The 19,273-nt window shown below is 72.8% G+C and carries 17 protein-coding genes; 9 read left to right on the top strand and 8 right to left on the bottom strand.

The window, feature by feature from the left end:
* Nucleotides 1-244: 244 nt before the first annotated feature.
* From OO69_RS43265 to OO69_RS43255, 3 genes are all read right to left on the bottom strand, one after another.
* On the bottom strand, nt 245-1,798 hold the full coding sequence (locus tag OO69_RS43265) for an ABC1 kinase family protein (RefSeq protein WP_033286474.1): 1,554 nt from the start codon (nt 1,796-1,798) through the stop codon (nt 245-247).
* Between the two features lie 93 nt (nt 1,799-1,891).
* Complete coding sequence (locus tag OO69_RS43260) at nt 1,892-2,506, bottom strand: hypothetical protein (RefSeq protein WP_051801652.1); 615 nt, start codon at nt 2,504-2,506, stop codon at nt 1,892-1,894.
* A gap of 63 nt (nt 2,507-2,569) precedes the next feature.
* A complete protein-coding gene (locus OO69_RS43255; RefSeq protein WP_078652835.1) occupies nt 2,570-3,073 on the bottom strand; it encodes an RNA polymerase sigma factor in 504 nt (167 codons plus the stop codon).
* 328 nt (nt 3,074-3,401) lie between these two features.
* On the opposite strand from OO69_RS43255, the gene OO69_RS43250 reads away from it, so the two are divergent.
* Nucleotides 3,402-6,284, top strand: coding sequence for an AfsR/SARP family transcriptional regulator (locus OO69_RS43250; RefSeq protein ID WP_033286473.1), 2,883 nt, complete (start codon nt 3,402-3,404; stop codon nt 6,282-6,284).
* On the opposite strand, the gene OO69_RS43245 is transcribed toward OO69_RS43250, so the two are convergent.
* The 3 genes from OO69_RS43245 to OO69_RS43235 all read right to left on the bottom strand — a co-directional run bounded on the left by OO69_RS43245 (nt 6,285) and on the right by OO69_RS43235 (nt 8,712).
* Complete coding sequence (locus OO69_RS43245) at nt 6,285-6,869, bottom strand: sigma-70 family RNA polymerase sigma factor (RefSeq protein WP_033286472.1); 585 nt, start codon at nt 6,867-6,869, stop codon at nt 6,285-6,287.
* Between the two features lie 155 nt (nt 6,870-7,024).
* Nucleotides 7,025-7,870, bottom strand: a complete 846-nt coding sequence (locus OO69_RS52215; RefSeq protein WP_051801651.1) for a hypothetical protein — start codon at nt 7,868-7,870, stop codon at nt 7,025-7,027.
* 11 nt (nt 7,871-7,881) lie between these two features.
* A complete protein-coding gene (locus tag OO69_RS43235) occupies nt 7,882-8,712 on the bottom strand; it encodes a lytic transglycosylase domain-containing protein (RefSeq protein WP_033286471.1) in 831 nt (276 codons plus the stop codon).
* Between the two features lie 177 nt (nt 8,713-8,889).
* On the opposite strand from OO69_RS43235, the gene OO69_RS49625 reads away from it, so the two are divergent.
* The 8 genes from OO69_RS49625 (at nt 8,890) to OO69_RS43195 (ending at nt 17,642) form a co-directional block, all read left to right on the top strand.
* The gene (locus OO69_RS49625; RefSeq protein ID WP_324604585.1) at nt 8,890-9,744 is read left to right on the top strand and encodes a hypothetical protein; all 855 of its coding nucleotides are present in this window, start codon (nt 8,890-8,892) and stop codon (nt 9,742-9,744) included.
* A complete protein-coding gene (locus tag OO69_RS43225) occupies nt 9,741-10,025 on the top strand; it encodes a hypothetical protein (protein ID WP_033286470.1) in 285 nt (94 codons plus the stop codon). The genes OO69_RS49625 and OO69_RS43225 overlap by 4 nt, the downstream gene beginning before the upstream one ends.
* Before the next feature lie 80 nt (nt 10,026-10,105).
* Nucleotides 10,106-10,393, top strand: coding sequence for a hypothetical protein (locus OO69_RS43220; protein ID WP_033286469.1), 288 nt, complete (start codon nt 10,106-10,108; stop codon nt 10,391-10,393).
* Nucleotides 10,394-10,406: 13 nt separating this feature from the next.
* Nucleotides 10,407-11,162, top strand: a complete 756-nt coding sequence (locus OO69_RS43215; protein WP_033286468.1) for a hypothetical protein — start codon at nt 10,407-10,409, stop codon at nt 11,160-11,162.
* A 1-nt stretch (nt 11,163) separates the two neighbouring features.
* Nucleotides 11,164-12,408 (top strand): hypothetical protein, encoded by a 1,245-nt coding sequence (locus OO69_RS43210; RefSeq protein WP_033286467.1) that lies wholly within the window; start codon nt 11,164-11,166, stop codon nt 12,406-12,408.
* 166 nt (nt 12,409-12,574) lie between these two features.
* Nucleotides 12,575-14,068 (top strand): SCO6880 family protein, encoded by a 1,494-nt coding sequence (locus tag OO69_RS43205; protein ID WP_033286466.1) that lies wholly within the window; start codon nt 12,575-12,577, stop codon nt 14,066-14,068.
* Nucleotides 14,065-15,831: an ATP/GTP-binding protein gene (locus tag OO69_RS43200; protein ID WP_051801650.1), complete on the top strand. Its 1,767-nt coding sequence runs from the start codon at nt 14,065-14,067 to the stop codon at nt 15,829-15,831. Before OO69_RS43205 ends, OO69_RS43200 begins: the two co-directional genes overlap by 4 nt.
* Nucleotides 15,819-17,642 (top strand): type IV secretory system conjugative DNA transfer family protein, encoded by a 1,824-nt coding sequence (locus tag OO69_RS43195; protein ID WP_033286465.1) that lies wholly within the window; start codon nt 15,819-15,821, stop codon nt 17,640-17,642. The genes OO69_RS43200 and OO69_RS43195 overlap by 13 nt, the downstream gene beginning before the upstream one ends.
* On the opposite strand, the gene OO69_RS43190 is transcribed toward OO69_RS43195, so the two are convergent.
* Together OO69_RS43190 and OO69_RS43185 are read right to left on the bottom strand one after the other, a co-directional pair.
* A complete protein-coding gene (locus OO69_RS43190; RefSeq protein WP_033286464.1) occupies nt 17,539-18,780 on the bottom strand; it encodes a DUF418 domain-containing protein in 1,242 nt (413 codons plus the stop codon). The two genes, OO69_RS43195 and OO69_RS43190, sit on opposite strands and share 104 nt — an antisense overlap.
* Nucleotides 18,777-19,169, bottom strand: coding sequence for a hypothetical protein (locus tag OO69_RS43185; protein WP_033286463.1), 393 nt, complete (start codon nt 19,167-19,169; stop codon nt 18,777-18,779). The genes OO69_RS43190 and OO69_RS43185 overlap by 4 nt, the downstream gene beginning before the upstream one ends.
* Between the last annotated feature and the right edge of the window lie 104 nt (nt 19,170-19,273).

The following is a 19,273-nucleotide window of genomic DNA, read 5'->3' as shown; positions in this document are numbered from 1 at the left end:
GCGGGAGCCTGGCGGGGGGCTGTGGCAGGGGCCTGGCGGATGCCTGAGGCGGGGTGGCTGGCGGGTGGTCGAGGCGGGGCCTGGAGGGTGCCTGAGGCGGGTGGCTGGCCGGTGGTCGAGGCAGGGGCCGAGTGGATGCCTCAGGCGGGAGTCCGGCGGGCGGTCGGGGCGGGAGCCCGGGGGACGTCCGGGACGGGTTCCTGTCGGGTGGTCGCGGCTGGGTGCGCGGCGGGAGCCGGACGCGTCAGCGGGACCGACGGCGGTGGTCCAGCAGCAGGGCCATGGCGCCCAGGGCGATCAACCCCGCGTAGGAGGAGCCGCGTTCGCCTCCCAGGGCGGCCGGGGTCCTCGGGTGGTGGACCTGGAGGGCGAAGCGCCGGTTGGACGCGTCGGCCAGCAGGCCGCGCAGCTGCTCGGGGCTGGTGGTGGCCGTGACCATCAAGTCCATTGCCGTACGGCCCAGTTGCTCCAGCGAGATGAACTCGCCCAGCAGGGACATCACGATGCCGCGGACCTCGCCCTTGAAGATCTCCGCGAGCGACAGCTCGGGCGCCAGGCAGCGCACCGAGCCTTCGAGGTTGGCGAAGGACTTGCCCAGCAGGGAGATCGAGGGCGCCGAGCCGATGCCCCGCTTGGTGGCCTTCTCCAGCACCGTGGTGAGCGATACGCCGAAGTTGAGTTCGCCCAGCGAGGCGCTGGAGATCTTGGGGACCAGCGCCGCCATGTCGGCGGCGAACGCCGGCAGGTTCGCCCACGCGGTGAGTTTGCCCATGTCGGCCCAGGCGCGGGCCAGTCCGTGTCCGTCGTTCTGCGCCAACGCCATGAGCAGCGGCAGCAGTTGGAGGCTGGTCCGCTTGTCCAGGCGTCCGACCATGCCCCAGTCGATCAGGGTCGCGGGACCCCCGGGCAGCGCGAAGACGTTGCCCGCGTGCGGGTCCGCGTGGAACGTCCGCTGCACGAAGTAGCCGCGGTACATGAACCGCAGCAGGTCCTTGCCGATGTCGGTGCGCTCGCTGTCGCTGAACGACCTGGGGTCCAGATGCCGTACGGACATGCCGGGAGCCATCGACTGCACCAGCACCCGGGGTGTGGCCAGGAGGACCTCGGGGACGGCCAGGGTGCTGAAGTCGCGGGCCGCCTCCCGGCCCTCCTCCATGTTGCGGGCCTCGCCGGTGAAGTCCAGTTCGGGTTCCATGGCGTCGAAGATCGAGCCCAGCATCGCCTCGACGTCGATGACCTCGTTGAAGCGGGGTGCCGCGCGGGCCACGATGCGGGAGGCCCGGCGCAGCAGGGCCATGTCGGCCCGGACCGCCTCGCGGATCTCCGGCCGCTGGATCTTCACCACGGCCGGTCTGCCCCCGGGCAGGGTCACCTTGTAGACCTGGGCCAGCGAGGCCGCCCCGAGGGGCTTGGTGGTGTCGATGTCGTCGAACCTGAGCTTCCAGTCCGGTCCGAGATCCCTCTCCAGGACCGGCTCGAACAGGGAGAACGGCTGCACGTCGACCTGGTCGTGCAGGTTCTGGAACTCGGCGATCATCGAGGGCGGCACCATGTCCGGCCGGGTGGAGAGGATCTGGCCGAGCTTCACGTAGAAGGGGCCGAGGCTCTCCAGGGCTTTTCGTACGGCCCTGGCTCGTCGTTGGGCGTCCCCGGCGGCGGATTCCTCCTCCTCCGCCGGGGACCGGCCGTTCCCCTTGGATCTGCCGCGTTCCCGCGCCGTATGACCGACCTCGTCGGCGATCAGACTGCCCAGCACCTTCACGACCAGCCGGAGCCGGTCGCCGATCAAGGTCCTCACGACGCGGGTTCCCTCCTAAGGGTTCTGCGGCAGCCGGCCCGGCGCACCGGGCCCGGACCGCGGGTCAACGGCCTGGTGACAGGACGGCGTCGGTCATCCCTTCTTGGCCGGCGGACGGACTCCGGCACTCGCCGCGACATCGCTGATGGTGTCCAGGGCGCCGACCAGCGTGGAGAGCAGGTCGGTCAGTTTGGCGATCTGCTGGGGCAGGGTCGCCAGGGACTCGGCCAGGCCGCCGAGACCGCCCACGGCACCGGGCAGTCCGGCCGCCGCGCCGGCGAGCTGGCCGAAGGCCGCGAGGGGATTGTTGGAGGAGTTGGACGCGCCGGCCAGCCCGGCGAGGGCCGCCGCCGGATGGGTCGCGCCCGCCAGCGCGGCGAGCGGGTTGGCGTTCGCGAGGGCGGCCAGGGGGTTCACCGAGCCGGAGCCCCGGTCGGAGGAGGCGCCCGCCAGGAGGGCGAGCGGGTTGGCGCCGGCGAGCGCGGCCACGGGGTTCATGCCGCCGAACGCCGCCATCGCCTGGAGCGCCCCGAGGGGCGTCCCGGCGAGGGCCGCCATCGGATTGCCGGAGCCGAACCAGTCCGGGAAGTCGGACTTCTTCGACTTGTTCGGCGGGTCGAGGAAATCGTTGAACGCCTTGTTGGAACTGTCGGCGATGTCGCCGAGTAAGTTCTTGATGGTGTCCTGCGTGCTCGGTTTGTCAGCCACTTTTTCGGGTGTCCTTCCCTAGGGGCATTCTGGAACAGGCCAGAATGCCCAACCATTTTTCGGTCATCCGCAGGATTCGCCCAGAGACTGGGTGCACATGTGCCGGAGCCTCGCTCTGCCACGTGTGAAAGCACCCTCGGCGGCCTTTACGGAGATCTGGTTGATGCGGGCGAACTCGACGATGGAGATACCGTCGGCCCGCGCGAGCATCACCTGCCGCTCACGGCCCCGGAGCTGGCCGGCCTGCCGGAGCAGCCAGCGACCGAATTCCTGGTCGCAGACGGCTTCCTCCAGCATCTCCGGCTCCCCGTCGGTGATGCGCAGCAGCAGCCGCTGCCAGCGCTCGCGTTCCCGGTAGCTGTCGATGCACAGCCGCATGGCGACCGTGGTCAGGAACGCCCCGAGCCGGTCGCGGTCCAGGTCACGGTGGGTCGCCGCCCGCAGCATGGCCTCCTGGACGCAGTCCTCGGCGTCGTGTGGATTGGGCAGCCGGCGCCGCACCAGACGCAGGAGGCGCTCGCGATGCTGAAGGACCTCAGTCCAGTAGGAATCGCGGCATAAGTGCATGCGTATCACCAATGATCGAACGAAAGAAATGTTCCCGGCGATTGGGTTCACGCATGCCCTCATGGCACGAAAATCCCCTCCACTCTTTCCACCCCCGCGCCCTTCCTTTTCATTCTCCGGCGGAAACAACGGCTTTCTGCCCTGGGGGGAGGTGGTTAACCCGCGCATCACACCCTTCCTTCGTTTGAATGAGAAAATGAGAAGGGATAACAGTATCTTCGGTCCGGTTGGTCCGCGGTCCGGTGCCGTGTGGGCGGCGGGGCCGTGGCCGGCACCGGATCGCCTCTTCGCCTGACGGTCGGCATCGCGGCCGCTACTGTCCTGCACCGTGGAGGAAAGTGGACCAGAGGCCCTCCGGTTCTCCCTGCTCGGCCCGCTGCGGGCCTGGCGGGGTCCCGCCGAACTGGTGCTCGGCTCCCCGCAGCAGCGTGCCGTGCTCGCGCTGCTGCTGCTGAGCCGGGGACAGGCGGTCGCCGTGGCCGATCTCGTGGACGGGGTCTGGGGCACGCGGCCGCCGCCGGGCGCTGTCGCGATGGTGCGCACCTACGTCTCCCGGCTCCGCAAGCTACTGGAGCCGGGGCGGACATCGGGGCGGCCGTCCGACCTCCTGGTCTCCATCGGGGACGGATACGCCCTGCGGACCGCCAGCGTCGTGAGCGACCTGGCCGAGTTCGAGGAGGCGGTGGCGGAGGCGGAGCGCCGCCGGGCCGCCGGTGACCGGCCCGGCGCGGTCCGGTCGCTGCGTACGGTGCCGCCTGCCGGGGACGGTACGGCCCTGGCCGGAGTGCCGGGTCCGTACGCCGGGGCCGCGCGGGCCGACCTTGCCGAACGGCGGCTGGGCGCCCAGGAGTTGAGGCTGTCCCTGGAGCTGGAACTGGGCCGCCACGAGGCGGTGGTGCCGGAACTGCTGGCACTGCGCGAGGCGCATCCGCTGCGCGAGGCCGTGAGCGAACTGCTGCTGACCGCCCTGTACCGGTGCGGCCGGCGGGCCGAGGCGCTGGAGGCCTACGCGAGGACGCGCCGCACGCTGGTCGACGAACTCGGCATCGAGCCGGGCCCCTCCCTGCGCGCCGTCCACGCACGGCTGCTGGCCGGGGACCCCGCGCTCGCCGGAGCGCCCGGTGGCACCCCCGCCCCGCCCGGTTCCGGTGCCGGGCCCCCTCCGGAACCGGACCCGCCCGCTCCGGCCCGCCGGACCGGAGCCGCAGGCCCTGCCCAACTCCCCGCCGATCTCCCCCTGTTCACCGGTCGCCGTGCCGAACTCGACCACGTCGCCGCGCTGTTGCCCGAGGGCGACGGCCCGCCCGGCACCGCGGTCGTCGCCGTCGTCGACGGCCTGGCGGGGGCCGGCAAGACCACGCTCGCCGTGCACTGGGCCCACCGGATCGCCCGCCGCTTCCCCGACGGCAGCCTCTACGTCAACCTCCGCGGCTACGACCCGCACGGCTCCCGGATGCTGCCCGGCTCCGCGATCGAGATGTTCCTCGTGGCGCTCGGCGTCGCCCCGCAGGCCGTCCCGGAGGGACTCGACGCGCGGGCCGCCCTCTACCGCAGCGTCCTCGCCGACCGGCGCGTCCTGATCGTGCTGGACAACGCCCGGGACGCCGGGCAGGTACGGCCGCTGCTGCCCGGCACACCCGGCAGCCTCGTCGTCGTCACCAGCCGCAGCCGGCTCGGCGGCCTGGTCGCGGGGCACGGGGCGCATCCGCTCACGCTGGGTCTGCTCAGCGCCGGGGAAGCGTACGAGTTACTGACCCGGCGGCTGGGCCGCGCCCGGGTCGACGCCGAACCGGAGGCCGCCGCCGCGATCGCCGACCTGTGCGCCCGGCTGCCGCTGGCCCTGGCCATCGTCGCGGCCCGCGCCGCCCACCACCCCGGTTTCCGGCTCGCCGACGTCGTCGGGGAACTCCGCTACCACCACGGCAGCCTCGACGCGTTCGTCGGCGACGACGCCGGGACCGACGCCCGCGCCGTGTTCTCCTGGTCGTACCGGGCGCTGTCGCCCGGGGCGGCCGGACTCTTCCGCCGGCTCGCCCTGCATCCCGGCCCCGACATCACCACCGCCGCGGCCACCGCGCTGACCGGTGCGCCACCCCGTGAAGTCCGCGCCCTGCTGAGCGAGTTGACCGGGGCGAGCCTGCTCATCGAACGGGCCCCGGGCCGGTTCGTCCTGCACGACCTGCTGCGCGCCTACGCCGGGGAACTCGCCGACGCCGAGGACGACGGGAGCACCCGCGGCGCGGCGCTGCTGAGGATGCACGACCACTTCCTGCGCACCGCCCACAACGCCTCCTCGGTGCTCGATCCGTTCCGCGAGCCGATCGCCCTGCCGCCGGGTGCGACGGGCAGCGAGCCCCTGCGGTTCGACGACCGGGCGCGGGCGACCGCCTGGCTGCGCACGGAGCGGTACGTCCTGCGCGCGATCGTCGGGCACGCCGCCGCCCACGGCTACGACGAACACGCCTGGCGCACCGCCGCGGCCCTGGACGTCTACTTCAACCGGCTCGGCTTCTGGCACGACCTCCTGGAGATCAACAGCGCGGCGCTGGCGGCGGCCCAGCGGCTCGGCGACCCCCTCGGCCAGGCGTACTCCCTGTGCGGCCTGGGCATGGCCCACGCGCAGTTCCACCACGCGGAGCCCGCGGCGGGCTGCCTCGAACGCGCGCTGGACCTGTTCCGTGCCGTCGGCGACCCGCTCGGCCGGGCCCGCGTCCATCGTGCCCTCGCCTACCTGGCCAACCGGACGGACCGGCGCACCGCCGCCGTCGACCACTACGCACAGGCCCGCGCGCTGTTCCGGGCCGAGGGCGACCGCAACGGCGAAGCCGGGGTGCTCAACCAGGTCGCCTGGACGTACATCCTGATCGGCGACCACGCGACAGCCCTCGACCGCTGCCGGGAGAGCCTCCTCCTCTACGACGAGACGGGCGACCCCTACGGATCGGCCTCGACGCAGGACACCATCGGTTACGCCTACCACCACCTCGGCCGGTACGCCGAGGCCGTCGAGCGGTTCGAGCGGTCGGCGCGCCTGTTCGCCGCGATGGGCGACCGCTATCTCGAGGCCGACGTCCTGCGTCACCTCGCCGACACCCACCGCGCCACCGGCGACCGCGACGCGGCCCGCGAGGCGCTGCGGTCGGCCCTCGCGCTGCTGGAGGAGACCGGCCACCCGGACGCCGAGGACGTGCGCGGGATCCTGCTCGGCTGATCAACAGGCCACGTCCGGCGCCTCCTCCCGCAGGTCCTCCACCACCACCCCGTGTTCCCGCAGGGCCAGGCGCAGGCTGCGCAGGGCGTAGTACACGCGGGACTTCACGGTGCCCCGCGGAATCCCCAGGTCCTCCGCGGCCTGCTGGGTGGTGCGGTCCGCGAAGAACGTCGCGCGAAGCACCTCGCGGTGCGCGGGCGTCAGCATCTGCAGGGCCTTGTGCAGCACCATCGACGACAGCATCCGTTCGATGTCGTCCACCTCGGCGCACATGTCGCCCAGCCAGTTGGTGCCGCTGATCTCCAGCGGGCGCGCCAGCCGGGTCCGGTGCGCGTCGATGACGAGGTTGCGGGCGACCCGGAACATCCAGGGCCGTACGGCCATCCCCTCGCCGTCGGTCAGGTTCCCGTTGTTCCAGCAGCGCAGCAGCGTCTCCTGGAGGACGTCCTCCGCGCGGTGGGTGTCACCGTCCAGCATGCGCAGCACGTACGAGTAGAGGGCCGGGCCGTGTTCCAAGTAGAGGTCGCGCAGCGCCCGTTCCTCGGGCGAGACCGCGCTCGCCGATCCGATGGCCGTGACGTTCATGGACATGCTCCTGCTTCTCCGCCTGACCGGCTCCGGCCGATGCGGGCCGGAGCCGGGTCTCCTGGGGAAGGGAGTGTTCCGAGGGACGGTCCACGTCCGTTTGACGCCCGCTGTACGAGGCGATTGACGGGCCGGTCAGTGCCGGTACGCGGGGTTCAGGCGTAGGCCGCCTCCAGCGCCCGCACGTATCTGTGGACCTGTTCGGCGAGTTCGACGTGGCCCGGCGGCAGCGGACCGCGACGGTTCAACACGCCCCACATGTGCAGCAGTTCGCGTCCATGGGCGACGGCGGTCCGCGAGTCGTCGAGCTGCTGCCAGGCCGCCGCGGCCCGCGCCACCTCCGTCGCCGCCCGCTCGTCCCCGGCCCCGCACCGGATCCGGGCCACGGCCAGCGCCAGGACGACGGCCTCGCGGTAGTCGCCGCGCAGATGCGCGAGGTACGCCTCCACGGCCCGGGCCTCCACCGCGTGCGGGTGCTCGGCGCCCACCGAACCGGTCAGGCTCTCGCGCAGCGCGGTCGCGTCGGCGAACGCCTCGTCGAGCCGGCCCGCGACCCCCAACGCGTTGATACGGCCGAGCCGTTCGGCGAGTTCGGGTGGAAGGTCGTCGGCGGCGGGCGCGGGTGCGGGGGCGGAGGCACGGGCGGCGGCCATGGCACGGGCGCGGGCGACCGCGGAGGCGACGGCGGAGACAGGGGCGGGGGCGGCGGGGGTTGCCTCGGGTTCCGGGGGTGCCGTTTCCTCCATGTCGAGGACGCGGCTGGAGCCGTCCGGCGACACCTGGAGGACGAAGTGGGCGGCGCCGGGACCGTCGTTCACCGTCGCCTCGACGGCGGCGGCGCGCTCCTGCGCGTACCGCTGCAACTGGTCCAGTACGGCCTCGTGCACGGACTGCCCCGGCACCGGGACGAGCGGGTGTCCGTCGATCTCGGCGAGTCCGTCGTCGGAGATGCGCACCTTGAACTGGTCCATGACCGTCGTCTTCATGACCATCGTCTGCATGGCTGTCCTCCTCATGTGCCGGAAGTGGCGGTGTCGGTGGGCGTGACGCCGGGGGTGGCGCCGTCGGGCGGGGCGCCGACGCCCTGGTACTTGGCGAACTGGGCGCGGATGGCGAGGACGTAGCTCAGGGCGTCGTTCGACTGCGGGACGCCCTTGGCCGCCTTCACGGCGTCCATGCCGATGGCGTAGCCGGCCAGGGCGAGGTCCAGGACGCTGTTGGTGGTGTTGCCGTCCTTGTCGGTGGTCTTCACGACCGTGCCGTTGTCGAGCAACGTCTGTCCCTGGCCCGCGAGATCGCACATGTAGCGGCCCAGGGCCATGACCGAGTCCTTGTTGTCCGTCGCCTGCGTCTTGCCGTTGCCGTCGTCGTCCTTGCCGTACTTGGCGAAGATGTCCGGCGTCAGTTGTGAGATGCCCGTCTCGCCGTGCGGGCCGACCAGGGTCGAGTTGAAGCCGGACGCCTTCTCCAGCTGGGAGGCGATGACGATCGGGCCGATCGCCTCGCACTGCTCGCCGGCCTTCTGGATGGGGTCCACCAGGTCCGCGGGGACGGTCGCGGTGTCCAGCTCGCCCTTCCCGTCGCCCTGGAGGATGACGATCGTCTGGTTCGCGGTGTCGTTGTCGCCGCTGTAGTCGTCGGCGCTGCCGCCGCCTCCTCCGAAGAACAGGATCAGCGCGATGAGCGGGGCCAGCAGGACCCCGAGCCCGCCGAAGACGATGATCAGCGGCACGGCGCCCGCCACGGCGAGCGGGATCATCACGCAGCCGCCCACGCCGGCGCCGGCCACGCCGTACATGACGGCCTTCGAGCCCGCGCCGTCCTCGCTCTCTCCCGCACCCATCCGCGTCCTCCGCCTTCTTCGGCTCGTCTTGAACCGCTGTGGCCACATGGCCCGTTGTGCTGTCCGACGGGCCCGGTAGACCGAAACGGGCCCCGTGGCGAAAAAGTTCAAACCAGTGGAAACCGGATGAGCCAGAACAGCGGAAGCACGAGGCAAGAGGGGGGCGGGAAGAACGTCATGGGCACTCCTTCGGCACCACAGCCGGGCCCGCGGTCATGGGTACGGGGACCCAGGTCCACACAGTCCGAGCAGTCGGCCCGCCCGGCGACGGACGGCGGCACGGCCGCCCCCGTCGGACCCCCCGCCCCCGCCGGATACCAGGCCCCCGTCGGGCAGACGGCGTACTCCCCGCACCAGGGCTTCGGCGGCGGGCTGCCGTCCGCGCCCGTACGGCAGGGGGCGCAGACCGTCGTACAGCCCGCCCCGCGGCCCGTGGCTCCGCGGCCCGCGGCCCCCGCCGTACGGCAGACCACCGCCCCCCGGACCGTGGCGCCCGCCCCGCGGCAGGCCGCACCCCGGCCCAACGCGCCCGCGCGCAAGGCCAGTTCGGGCCTGGGCCAGCCGAGGCGGCCCAGGACGGTGGGGCGTGGCAGGCCGCGTGAGGACGTCGGGTGGGTCAAGGCGCACGGCGGCTCCGGCGCGACCTCGCTGGCCGAGGCCCTCGGCGGCGTGGACATGGGCGCCCGCTGGCCGGAGCCCGCGCGGGGCGAGCCGTACCGGGTCGTCCTGGTCGGCCGGACCAGCGCGAGCGGACTGCGGTCCGTGTCCCAGGCGCTCGGCGCGTTCGAGGACGGCGACGCCCCGCAGGGGCTCGAACTGCTGGCCGTGGTGCTCGTCGCCGACGCCCCCGGCCGGCTGCCGCTCAGCCTGCTGCGCCGCATCCGGGTACTGCGCTCCGTCGCCCGCGTGCACCGCGTGCCGTGGATCCCGGCGTGGCGCACGGACGGCCCGATGAAGTACGTCCCCCGGCAACTGGTCACGCTCTCCCGGCTGGTGGGCAGCGACGTCTACGGCGAGGGAGCCATGTCGTGAGTCAACTCCTCACCGCCACGCGGTACTTGGCCGACGGGTTCGACCCGGGCGGCGACGGCCACCTGATCATCGACACCCTCTCCTGGTGCGCCTCGGCCTGCGGTGTCGCCGGACTGATCATCGTCGGCATGCAGATGGCGCTCCAGCTGCGCCGCGGCGACCCGGGCGAGGGCGGTGAGCACTTCCGCGGGGTCTTCTTCGTCGTCCTCGCCTGCGTGGTCGCCACCTCGGCCTACCCGATCGTCAAGTTCCTCGGCGACCTGACCCTGCAAGGTCCCTGAGCCCAACAGGCCTTCCCGTACTGCCCGTTCACCCTTTCGCCCACCGCTCGCGCCGGGCGCCGACTCCTCGGAGAGACCTCATGTCCGCACCGCTTCACGAAACCGCCAGCATCCTCGCCGCCACCGTTCCACAGCCGACGAGCAACGCCCCGTCCGAACTGACCACCAAGGTCGACCTCGTCCTCGGCATCCTCGCCTGGGCCGGCACCGCCGCCGGTGTCTGCGGCGTGCTGGTGACCGGCGCGATGATGGCCATCTCCGTGAAGCGGGGCGAGAGTTCGGAGCACATGAGCCGCCTCGGCATGGTGCTCGGCGGCTGTGTCCTGGTGGCCACGGCCGGCCCGCTCGTCCAGTTCGTCTTCAACTAGAGGGCGCGGGGCAGTGGGCATACTCAAGCGCGGAGAACAGCGGTCCGAGGAGTCCGGGCCGTACTGGAAACAGCGCAGCTGGCAGGCGTCGGCGGGGTTCCTCGCGCTGGTCGTCGTCATGGGCGTGACCGCCACGCTGACGTCCGGATCGGGCTCCGGTGACGGTGCTGAGGCTCCGGCGTCCAAGGGCCCGCTGTCCGGCACCGTCACCACGAAGGACAGCCGTCCCGGCGGCTGCCGTACCGACGACAGCGCGGGCGACGCGATCCCCACGTCCGTGCCGAAGGACATCACGTGGCACACGCTCGACGTCGGGCGGGTGCCGGTCTCCGCCTCGGCGGGGCCGACGAAGATCCAGGGCGCCGTGTGGTGGTGCTTCGCGCACACCCCCATGGGTGCCGTACTGGCCGCCACCGACATCCCCACCCAGATGAGCGGGTCCCAGTGGCGCACCGTCACCGACCAGCAGGTGGTCGCCGGGCAGGAACGCGAGCTGTTCGTGTTCCAGCGCACCGCCGTGCCGGACACGGACGGCTCGAACACCGCCCCGACCACCTCGTCGTACGCCGGGTTCCAGGTGACCTCGTACACCGGAAAGGCGGCGACCGTCGGGCTGTTGATCAAGAACGACCAGGGCTATGCCAGGACCACCGTCTACGTGCGCTGGAGCGGTGGCGACTGGAAGATCCAGCCCGACGAAAGCGGCGGACTGTACTCGCAGCTGGCCTCCGAGCAGAGCGCCGTCGGCTACACACTCTGGGGGGCCTGACATGGCGGCCTGCAGTACCGGGAATCCGCTCGCGGACGCGATCACCGGGTTCTTCAGCTTTCTCGGCGACCCCGTCGGGACGGTCATCAGTCTGATCGCGAAGACGATCCTCGCCGCCGCGATCGCCGTGTTCGCGGGGCTGGCCGAGAGTGTCCCGACCCTGGACGACACGACCACCTCGCACGACCTCAGCAACAAGACATCGTGGATCGTGGTCTATCTGGCCGTCGGTTCCCTGCTGTTCGCGGCCGGCAAGATGGCGATCGAGCGCAGGGGCACCGCGGGTGTCACCGCCCTGAAGGGCATCATGCGGGTCGTCCTCGTCTCGGGCGCCGCCACCACCATCTGCGTGGCCGCCGCCAGGGTCGCGGACAACTACTCCACCTACCTCTTCGACGACTCGGTGCAGAAGGCGCTGGACCACATCGGCGCCTGCGGCGACAGCACCGGCATCGAGTCCTTCCTGCTGCTGATCCTCGCCTTCCTGCTGCTGCTCGCGGGCATCCTGCACACGATCCTGATGTACATCCGGCTCGGCGTCATGATGATCATGCTCGGCACCCTCCCGATGGCCGCCGCGGCCTCGATGACGGACTGGGGCGCCGGCTGGTGGCGCAAGCACATCGGCTGGATGATCTCCTGGCTGTTGTACAAACCCGCGGTCGCCCTCGTGCTGAACGCCGGTATGGCGATGATCACCGAAGGCCAGAACAGCCCGACGGGCGCCAACGTCAACACCCGTATCGCCGGTATCGGCGTGATGCTGCTGTCCGCCATCGCGCTCCCCGCGCTGCTGAAGCTCGTCGTACCCGCCGCCGCTGCCATGGGCACCGGCAACCCGATGGCCTCCATGGGCCAGGCGGGCAGCCAGCTGGCCAGCGGTGCCGTGCAGGTCGGCGCCATGAGCGGCGCGTCCGGCGGCGGCGGTGGCGGTGGCGCGCAGAAGGGCCCGAGCGGAGCCAGCGGCACCGGCGGCGCGTCCGGCGGGAGCGGCTCGGACGGCGCGTCCGGCGGCAGCGGTTCCGACGGCGCGTCCGGCTCGGGCGGTCCGAGCGGTGCGGGCAAGAGCGGTGGCGGTGGCGGTGCCGGCAAGGCCGCGGGCGGTGCGGGCAAGGAAGCCGCGGCGGCGATGGGCGGCCCCGCCGGCATGGCGATCCTCGCGGCCGTGGCCGCGACCCAGGTCGCGAGCTCGACCGTCTCCGGCGCCGTCGAGGGGGCCGACGGAGAACTCGGCAACAACAAGTGAGCCCGGGGGAGTCCACGACACCGGGGCCGTACGCCCGTAGCCCCGCCCGGCGTCGCCTCCCCTGACGAACGGCCGCCGGGCGCCCTCCCCCGGGGCGTCCGGCGGTCTCCCCACCGGTCCCGGCCCACGCCGCACCACCGTCACCTCACGAAAGGAAACCGGTCACATGTCCACGGAAGCCGTCTCCCACCCGACCTACGGGAACTGGCGCAGGCCGAGGCGCGCGGGGCTCGGACCGCTCGGACTCGTCGGCACCTTCGTGATCTTCGGCGGCCTCGTCGCCACCCTGCTCGCCTCGCTGATCTCGCTGTACGCGGCGCTCGTCGTGTTCGTGCCGGTCGTCCTGTTCCTCATCCCGCTGACCATCCGCACCCAGGACGGCCGCAACGTCTACCAGCTCTTCGCCCTGCGCGTCGGCTGGTGGCGCAGGAAGGCCGCCGGCTCGCACCTCTACGTCTCGGGCCCGCTGTCCGCGCGCCCCGGCGGCCGGTTCCGCCCGCCGGGCCTGCTCAACAAGGTCACCGCGAGCGAGGGCCGCGACGCCTACGACCGCCCCTTCGGGATCCTGCACCACCCGCAGCGCGACCTGTACACGATCGTCCTGGGCTGCGACCCCGACGGCGGTTCGCTCATCGACCCGGACCAGGTCGACGTCTGGGTCGCGCTGTGGGGCGAGTGGCTGGCCCGGCTCTCCCACGAACCCGGTCTCAAGGGCGCCACCGTGATCGTGGAGACCGCCCCCGACCCCGGCACCCGGCTCGCCCACGAGGTGCTGCCCCGCATCCACCCGAACGCGCCGGCCGCCGCCCGCGCCGTGATGGAGGAGGTCGTCGAGCGCTACCCGAGCGCCTCCTCCGAGATGCACACCTACGTCACCCTCACCTACGGCAACCCGGCCGGCCAGAAGCGCAGGAAGGAGGACGTGATGACCGAACTGGCCATCCGCATCCCCGGCCTGCTCAGCGGGCTCGTCGCGGCCGGCGGCGGTGCCGCCTACCCGCTGTCGGCCGAGCGGATCGCCGAGGTAGTCCGGGTCGCCTACGACCCCGCCGTCGCCGCCGACGTCCTCAACGCCCGTGCCCTGGAAGGCGGAACGGGCCTGGAGTGGGACGACGCCGGTCCCGCCGCCGCCGTCGAGACGGTCAACGCCTACCAGCACGACTCGGGTGTCTCCCGCACCTGGATGCTCACCCTGGCACCCCGCGGCACCGTCCGCTCCTCGGTGCTGCGCGGCATGCTGGAGGCCGCCCCCGGCACCCGGCGCAAGCGGGTCGCCCTGGTCTACCGGGCCATCGACCCCGCCACCTCGGCCCGCATCGTCGAGGCCGACCGGCGCAGCGCCCAGTTCATGGCCACGTCCGGCAAGGGCATGGTCCAGGCGCGCGCCGCCTCAGAGGTGCGGGCGGCCGAACAGACCGCCGCCGAGGAGGCGTCCGGCGCCGGGCTCGTGGAGTTCTCGCTGATGCTGACGGTCACCGTCGACACCCTGGCGGAACTCGCCGACGCCAGCGTCACCGTACGCAACCTGACCGCGGCGTCCCGGGTGCTCATGCGCCCCGCCGACCGGATGCAGGCGGCCGCGTTCAGCTGCACCCTGCCCGCCGGGATCCTTCCGTGGGAACAGACCCTCGTCCCGCACGAACTGCAGGAGGCGCTGTGAGCCGTCGTAGCGAGGAGAAGCTGGCCGAGCGCGCCGACCTGCTGGCCGAGGAACGGGCGCTCCGGGACCTGGCCGCGGGCGGGCCGGGCCTGGTCGGCCTGGACGGATCCGGCGCCGAGGCCGCCGCGACGAAGTCCGCGAAGGCCCGGGCGAAGTCCGACGCCAGGCGCGCCGGCAAGGGCAAGGCCCCGGCCAAGCCCCGCGAGCTGTACATCCCGGCCCGCGGCTGGGAGGGCGCCGGCGGGGGCCGCGTCGGATATATGGACCCGCCCACCATGTGGCGCGCCACCACCGTGCAGGCCTGCGGCATGTGGCCGTTCGCCGCCGGTTCGGGCTCGCCCATGACCGGAGTGCCGCTCGGCCAGCACCTGTTCACCGGTGCCACGGTCTGCGGCGACCCGCTGAACTGGTTCACCCGGGCCCGCTACATCTCCAACCCCTCCCTGTTCATGCTCGGCATGCCGGGCCTGGGCAAGTCGACGCTCATCAACCGGATGCTGATCGGGCTCGCCGCGACCGGTGTCGTCCCGCTGGTCCTCGGCGACCTCAAGCCCGACTACGCCGACACCGTCCGCGCGCTCGGCGGCCAGGTCATCTCCATCGGCCGCGGCCGGGGCGGCATCAACGTCCTCGACCCGGGCGCCATGGGCGAGGCCGCCGCGAAGGTCGGCGGCGAGGCCGGCGAGGTCCTGAAGGCCGAGGCCCACGGCCGGGTGCTGAACATGGTCGCCGCGCTCATCACCATCGTGCGCGGCCGGCCCATGGACGACCACGAGCAGTCCGTGCTCTCCGCCGTCCTGCACCACCTGCGCGAACGCACCCCTCCCGGCCGCAGCGTGCTGCTGCCCGACGTGCTGCGGGTCCTCACCGAGGGCCCCGACCGGGTCCGCGCGGTCACCCTCGACCGCGGCGACGACACCCGCTACCGGGACGCCGTGGACCCGCTGCACCGCTCCCTGCTCGGCATCCTCGACGGTCCGCTCGGCGACACCTTCGCCTCCGAGACGTCCACCCGCATCGACGCGAACGCGCCCGCCGTGTGCATCGACATCTCCGGCATCGGCGAGGCCGACACCCAGCTCACCGCCGCCGCGATGCTCGCCGCCTGGTCCGACGGGCTCGGCACGGTCGCCGCCTCGCACGCCCTCGCGGACGCCGGACTCGCGCCCCGGCGCTGGTTCTTCACCGTCCTCGACGAGCTGTGGCGCCCGCTGCGCGCGGCCTCCGGCATCGTCGACCGCATCGACGCGCTCACCCGCCTCAACCGCTCCCTCGGTCTCGGCGACGCCAAGATCACCCACACCCTCAAGGACGCCGAGGCCCTCGGCACCGACGCCGACCGCGCCAAGGCGCGCGGCTTCGTCGAGCGGGCCGGCATGGTCGTCTGCGCCGGACTGCCGAAGACCGAGATGGAGGATCTCGGCAAGGTCGTCGGACTCTCCCGCCGCGAGATCGAACTCGTCTCGTCCTGGTCCTCGCCGCCCGGCTGGGGCGTCCGCGGCGAGGACGAGGAGCCGCCGGGCCGCGGCCGCTTCCTCATCAAGGTCGGCGGCCGCCCCGGCATCCCGATCAAGGTCGCCATCACCGACGCCGAGCGCGACCTGCACAACACCAACACCCGCTGGACGACCAACGAGGCGGCCATCGAGCAGGCCGCGGCCCGCGCCGCCGAAGAGGTCGCACGGGTCGCTCAGGAGGGACCCCTCGGTTTCCCCGGCGACCCGGGCGCCCTCGCCGGAGAGGCCGGGGGGTGGACGGCGTGAGCGGACCCCGCAGCACCGACCTCGGCGACCAGCTGCAGTGGGCCATCGCCGCGCTGGCCGCCTTCGGCATCCTCGCCTTCACCATGGTCTGGGCCGGCGGCACCTTCGGCGCCGGCCTCGCCGGCTACGGCTGGGACGCCCCGCCGTTCGCCATGTCCACCGTCTCCACCCTGGTCTCCGACGGGCCGACCGCGCTGTGGCCGGGCACCCCGGCCGCCGTGCTCTACGCGGGCATGTTCGGCGTCCTGGCGATCGTCACCGTGCCCGCCGCCCTCGCCGTCAACTTCTTCATGGACCGCGGGAAAGCGCCCAAGGGCCTCGCCGGGAAGCGCGAACTCGCCGCCATGTGCCCCAAGGGCATCGAGGCCCGCGCCCGTGAACTGCGCCCCACCCTCCGGGGCCGCGAGCAGGTCCACCCCGACGAGACCGGCAACCTCCTCGGCGACCTCGACCCCAAGGGCCCCGAACTGCGCAGCAGTTACGAGGACGTGGAGCTCGACCTGATGGCGCCCCGGGCCGGCAAGTCCACCGGCATCGCCGTCCCCCGGGTGCTGCGCGCGCAGGGCGCGGTCCTGCTCACCTCCAACAAGTCCGACGTCTACGCCGTCACCCGCGCCCAGCGTGAGAAGGCGGGCACGGTGTGGACGTTCGACCCGCAGGGCATCGCCCACGCCCCGCGCGCCATGTGGTGGAACATCCTCGGCGAGTGCCACACCATCGAGGGCGCCCGCCGGATGGCCGGTCACTTCGTGGCGTCGGTCAACGACGACACCGCGAAGAAGGACTTCTGGATCTCGGCCGCCCAGAACACCCTGACCGCGCTGTTCCTGGCCGCCGCCCGCGGCCGGGCCCCGCTGACCGACCTGCTGGCCTGGCTCGCCGACCCCGCCGACCGCACCCCCGTCGACCTGCTCCGCGAGGTCGGACTCGTCGCGATGGCCGAGCAGTTGCAGGGCACGGTGCGCGGCGCGGTGGAGACCCGGGACGGCATCTACGAGACCGCCCGCCAGACCGCGTCCTGCCTCCTCGACCCGGAGATCCTCGCCTGGGTCACCCCCGACCCCCGGCTCCCGGAGTTCCGCCCGCACGAGCACGTCCTGGGCACCGACACCCTCTACCTCCTCTCCAAGGACGGCGGCGGCTCGGCGGCCGGCGTCATCGCGGGTCTCGCCGACGCGACGATGCGGGCGGGTGTCGTAGCGGCGGAGCGCATGGGCGGCCGGCTCGACCCGCCGCTGACCGCCGTCCTCGACGAGGCGGCCAACGTGTGCCGCATCTCCGATCTCCCCGACCTGTACTCGCACTTCGGCTCGCGCGGCATCAACGTCGTGACCCTGCTGCAGAGTTACCGCCAGGGCGCCCGCGTGTGGGGCGAGGTCGGGATGGACGCGCTGTGGAGCGCGGCGACCGTCAAACTCCTCGGTGCGGGCCTGGACGACGCCGACTTCGTGCAGAAGATCTCCACCCTGGTCGGCCAGCACGACGTGAAGACCCCGAGCATCTCCCGCAGCAAGGACGGGACTTCACGCTCGTACTCCTACCGTCAGGAGTCCGTCCTGCCGCCCGACAGGATCCGCGCCCTCCCCAAGGGCACCGCCCTGCTCCTGGCCACCGGCGTCAAGCCGGCCCTGATCCGGTTGCGCCCCTGGTACAAGGAGCCCGGCGCCGATGTCATCTCGGCGGCGGCGAAGGCGGAGACGGCGGCGATCACCGAACGCGCCGCGGCCCGTCTGCTGCCGGGCCTGGGGCTGACCCTGGAGAAGGACAACGTCGTGGAGATGGACGACTACCGGGACGCCGCCACAGCGTGACGGTCCGCAGCACCAGCTCGGCCGGCGCGTACCGCACCCGCCCCATCAGCCGTACGCCCAGGGCGAGTTGGGCGCCGTACAGCACCACGCACCCGGCGAGGACGACGGCGGTGCCGACCCGGTCGTAGAGACCGAGGCCGTAACCGGTGAAGACGAGCGCGAGGACCAGTGACTGGGAGAGGTACTGCGTGAGGGCCATGCGCCCGGTGGCGGCCAGGACTCGGCCCGCCGCCGGGCGCCGCGCGCCGGTCAGCAGGAGCAGGCCGCAGGCGTACGACGCCGTGAGCGCGGGCGCGGTCAGCAGCGACACCGCGTGGCCGACCAGGAACCAGCGGCTGTCCAGCGGCCCGTTCGCACAGCACGCGGTGACGATCCCGCCGGCCAGGCCGACCGGCAGCCACCGTACGACGACCCGCTTGAGCCACGCCCGGTCCCGGCCGCGCCGTTCCACCAGGCCCGTCTTCGCCGCCGCGAGGCCGGCCAGGAACGCGGCCAGCATGTCGGGGGCGTACAGCACGTTCGCGCCCACGGTCGACGGCAGTTCGCGCAGATGCGCCCCTACGACCGAGAGGAAGCCGCCGCGGTAGGCGGCCGCACTGCGCGCGACCTCGGGGGCGTACTGCGCCGGGGTGACCGGCCGGGTGAGGGCGACGGTGAGCAGCCCGTACCCGAGCAGCAGCACCGCGAGGCCCGCCACCAGGCAGACCGCGACCCGCAGCGCGGCCCGGGGACGCAGCCCGCGCAGGCCGTACAGGACCAGTCCCAGCACGGCGTACGTCATGAGGATGTCGCCGGGGTAGAGCAGCACCGCGTGCAGCAGTCCGAGGCCGAACAGCCCTGCCGTACGCCGGAGTTGGCGCCCGGCGGAGCCGCCGCCGTCCGGCTTCCCGGCACCGCGCTCCTGGAGGACGAAGCTGTAGCCGAAGAGGAACGAGAACAGCTGGTAGAGGGTGGTGGTCGCGGTCACCGCCCAGGCGGCGGCCCGGTCGACGGCGGTGGCGTCCGGCCCGCCGCCGAACGCGGTGTAAGGACCCGCCATCAACTGGGAGTTGACGAGCAGGATGCCGAACAGGGCGAACCCGCGCAGCACATCGACGTCCTGGACCCGCCCGGTACCGGCCGTCTCGCGCCCGCTCACCGGGTCAGCCGGGTCCCGCAGACGAAGGCCACGGTCGCCGTCAGGAACCACCCGAACGTCGGCGACAGCAGATACCGCGGGGTCCAGAGCCGGGCCGCCGCGGGCCGGTCGCGCGGGTAGCACACGGGCACCGTCCCGCCGACCGGCGGCAGTCCGCGCAGCGTCCCGTACGCCCCCGGATCGAGGACGGCGGGCCGCCCCAGGTGGTCGGTGAAGACCACGAGCCCGGTCCGCCGCCGGTCGCCCGCGATCCGCGGGATCACGGTGCCCGTCACCAGCACCCCGCGCACCCACAGCCGCGCCACGGTCACCAACTGCCGTACGGCGAGCAGGAGAAACCCGAGACCCACCCCCGTGCACAGCGCGAGCAGCAGCAACCTGGCGTCCATACGGTCCCCTTCACCGGCCGTCGTACCTCTTCGCGCACAACGTCTGCCGCGCGCCACGGGTTCACGCCGTCACCTCCGCACTGAACCGCCGTACGGGTGGCGGC

The sequence above is a fragment of the Streptomyces sp. NRRL F-525 genome, from assembly GCF_000716605.1.
Classification (GTDB): domain Bacteria; phylum Actinomycetota; class Actinomycetes; order Streptomycetales; family Streptomycetaceae; genus Streptomyces.
This window is presented reverse-complemented; position numbering and strand designations above follow the sequence as displayed.

Coding starts and splice junctions, on each gene's coding strand:
- OO69_RS43245 (WP_033286472.1), bottom strand. CDS start 6,869: ATGAACGTCACGGCCATCGGATCGGCGAGCGCGGTCTCGCCCGAGGAA.
- OO69_RS43255 (WP_078652835.1), bottom strand. CDS start 3,073: ATGCACTTATGCCGCGATTCCTACTGGACTGAGGTCCTTCAGCATCGC.
- OO69_RS49625 (WP_324604585.1), top strand. CDS start 8,890: ATGGGCACTCCTTCGGCACCACAGCCGGGCCCGCGGTCATGGGTACGG.
- OO69_RS43235 (WP_033286471.1), bottom strand. CDS start 8,712: ATGGGTGCGGGAGAGAGCGAGGACGGCGCGGGCTCGAAGGCCGTCATG.
- OO69_RS43205 (WP_033286466.1), top strand. CDS start 12,575: ATGTCCACGGAAGCCGTCTCCCACCCGACCTACGGGAACTGGCGCAGG.
- OO69_RS52215 (WP_051801651.1), bottom strand. CDS start 7,870: ATGCAGACGATGGTCATGAAGACGACGGTCATGGACCAGTTCAAGGTG.
- OO69_RS43185 (WP_033286463.1), bottom strand. CDS start 19,169: ATGGACGCCAGGTTGCTGCTGCTCGCGCTGTGCACGGGGGTGGGTCTC.
- OO69_RS43210 (WP_033286467.1), top strand. CDS start 11,164: ATGGCGGCCTGCAGTACCGGGAATCCGCTCGCGGACGCGATCACCGGG.
- OO69_RS43220 (WP_033286469.1), top strand. CDS start 10,106: ATGTCCGCACCGCTTCACGAAACCGCCAGCATCCTCGCCGCCACCGTT.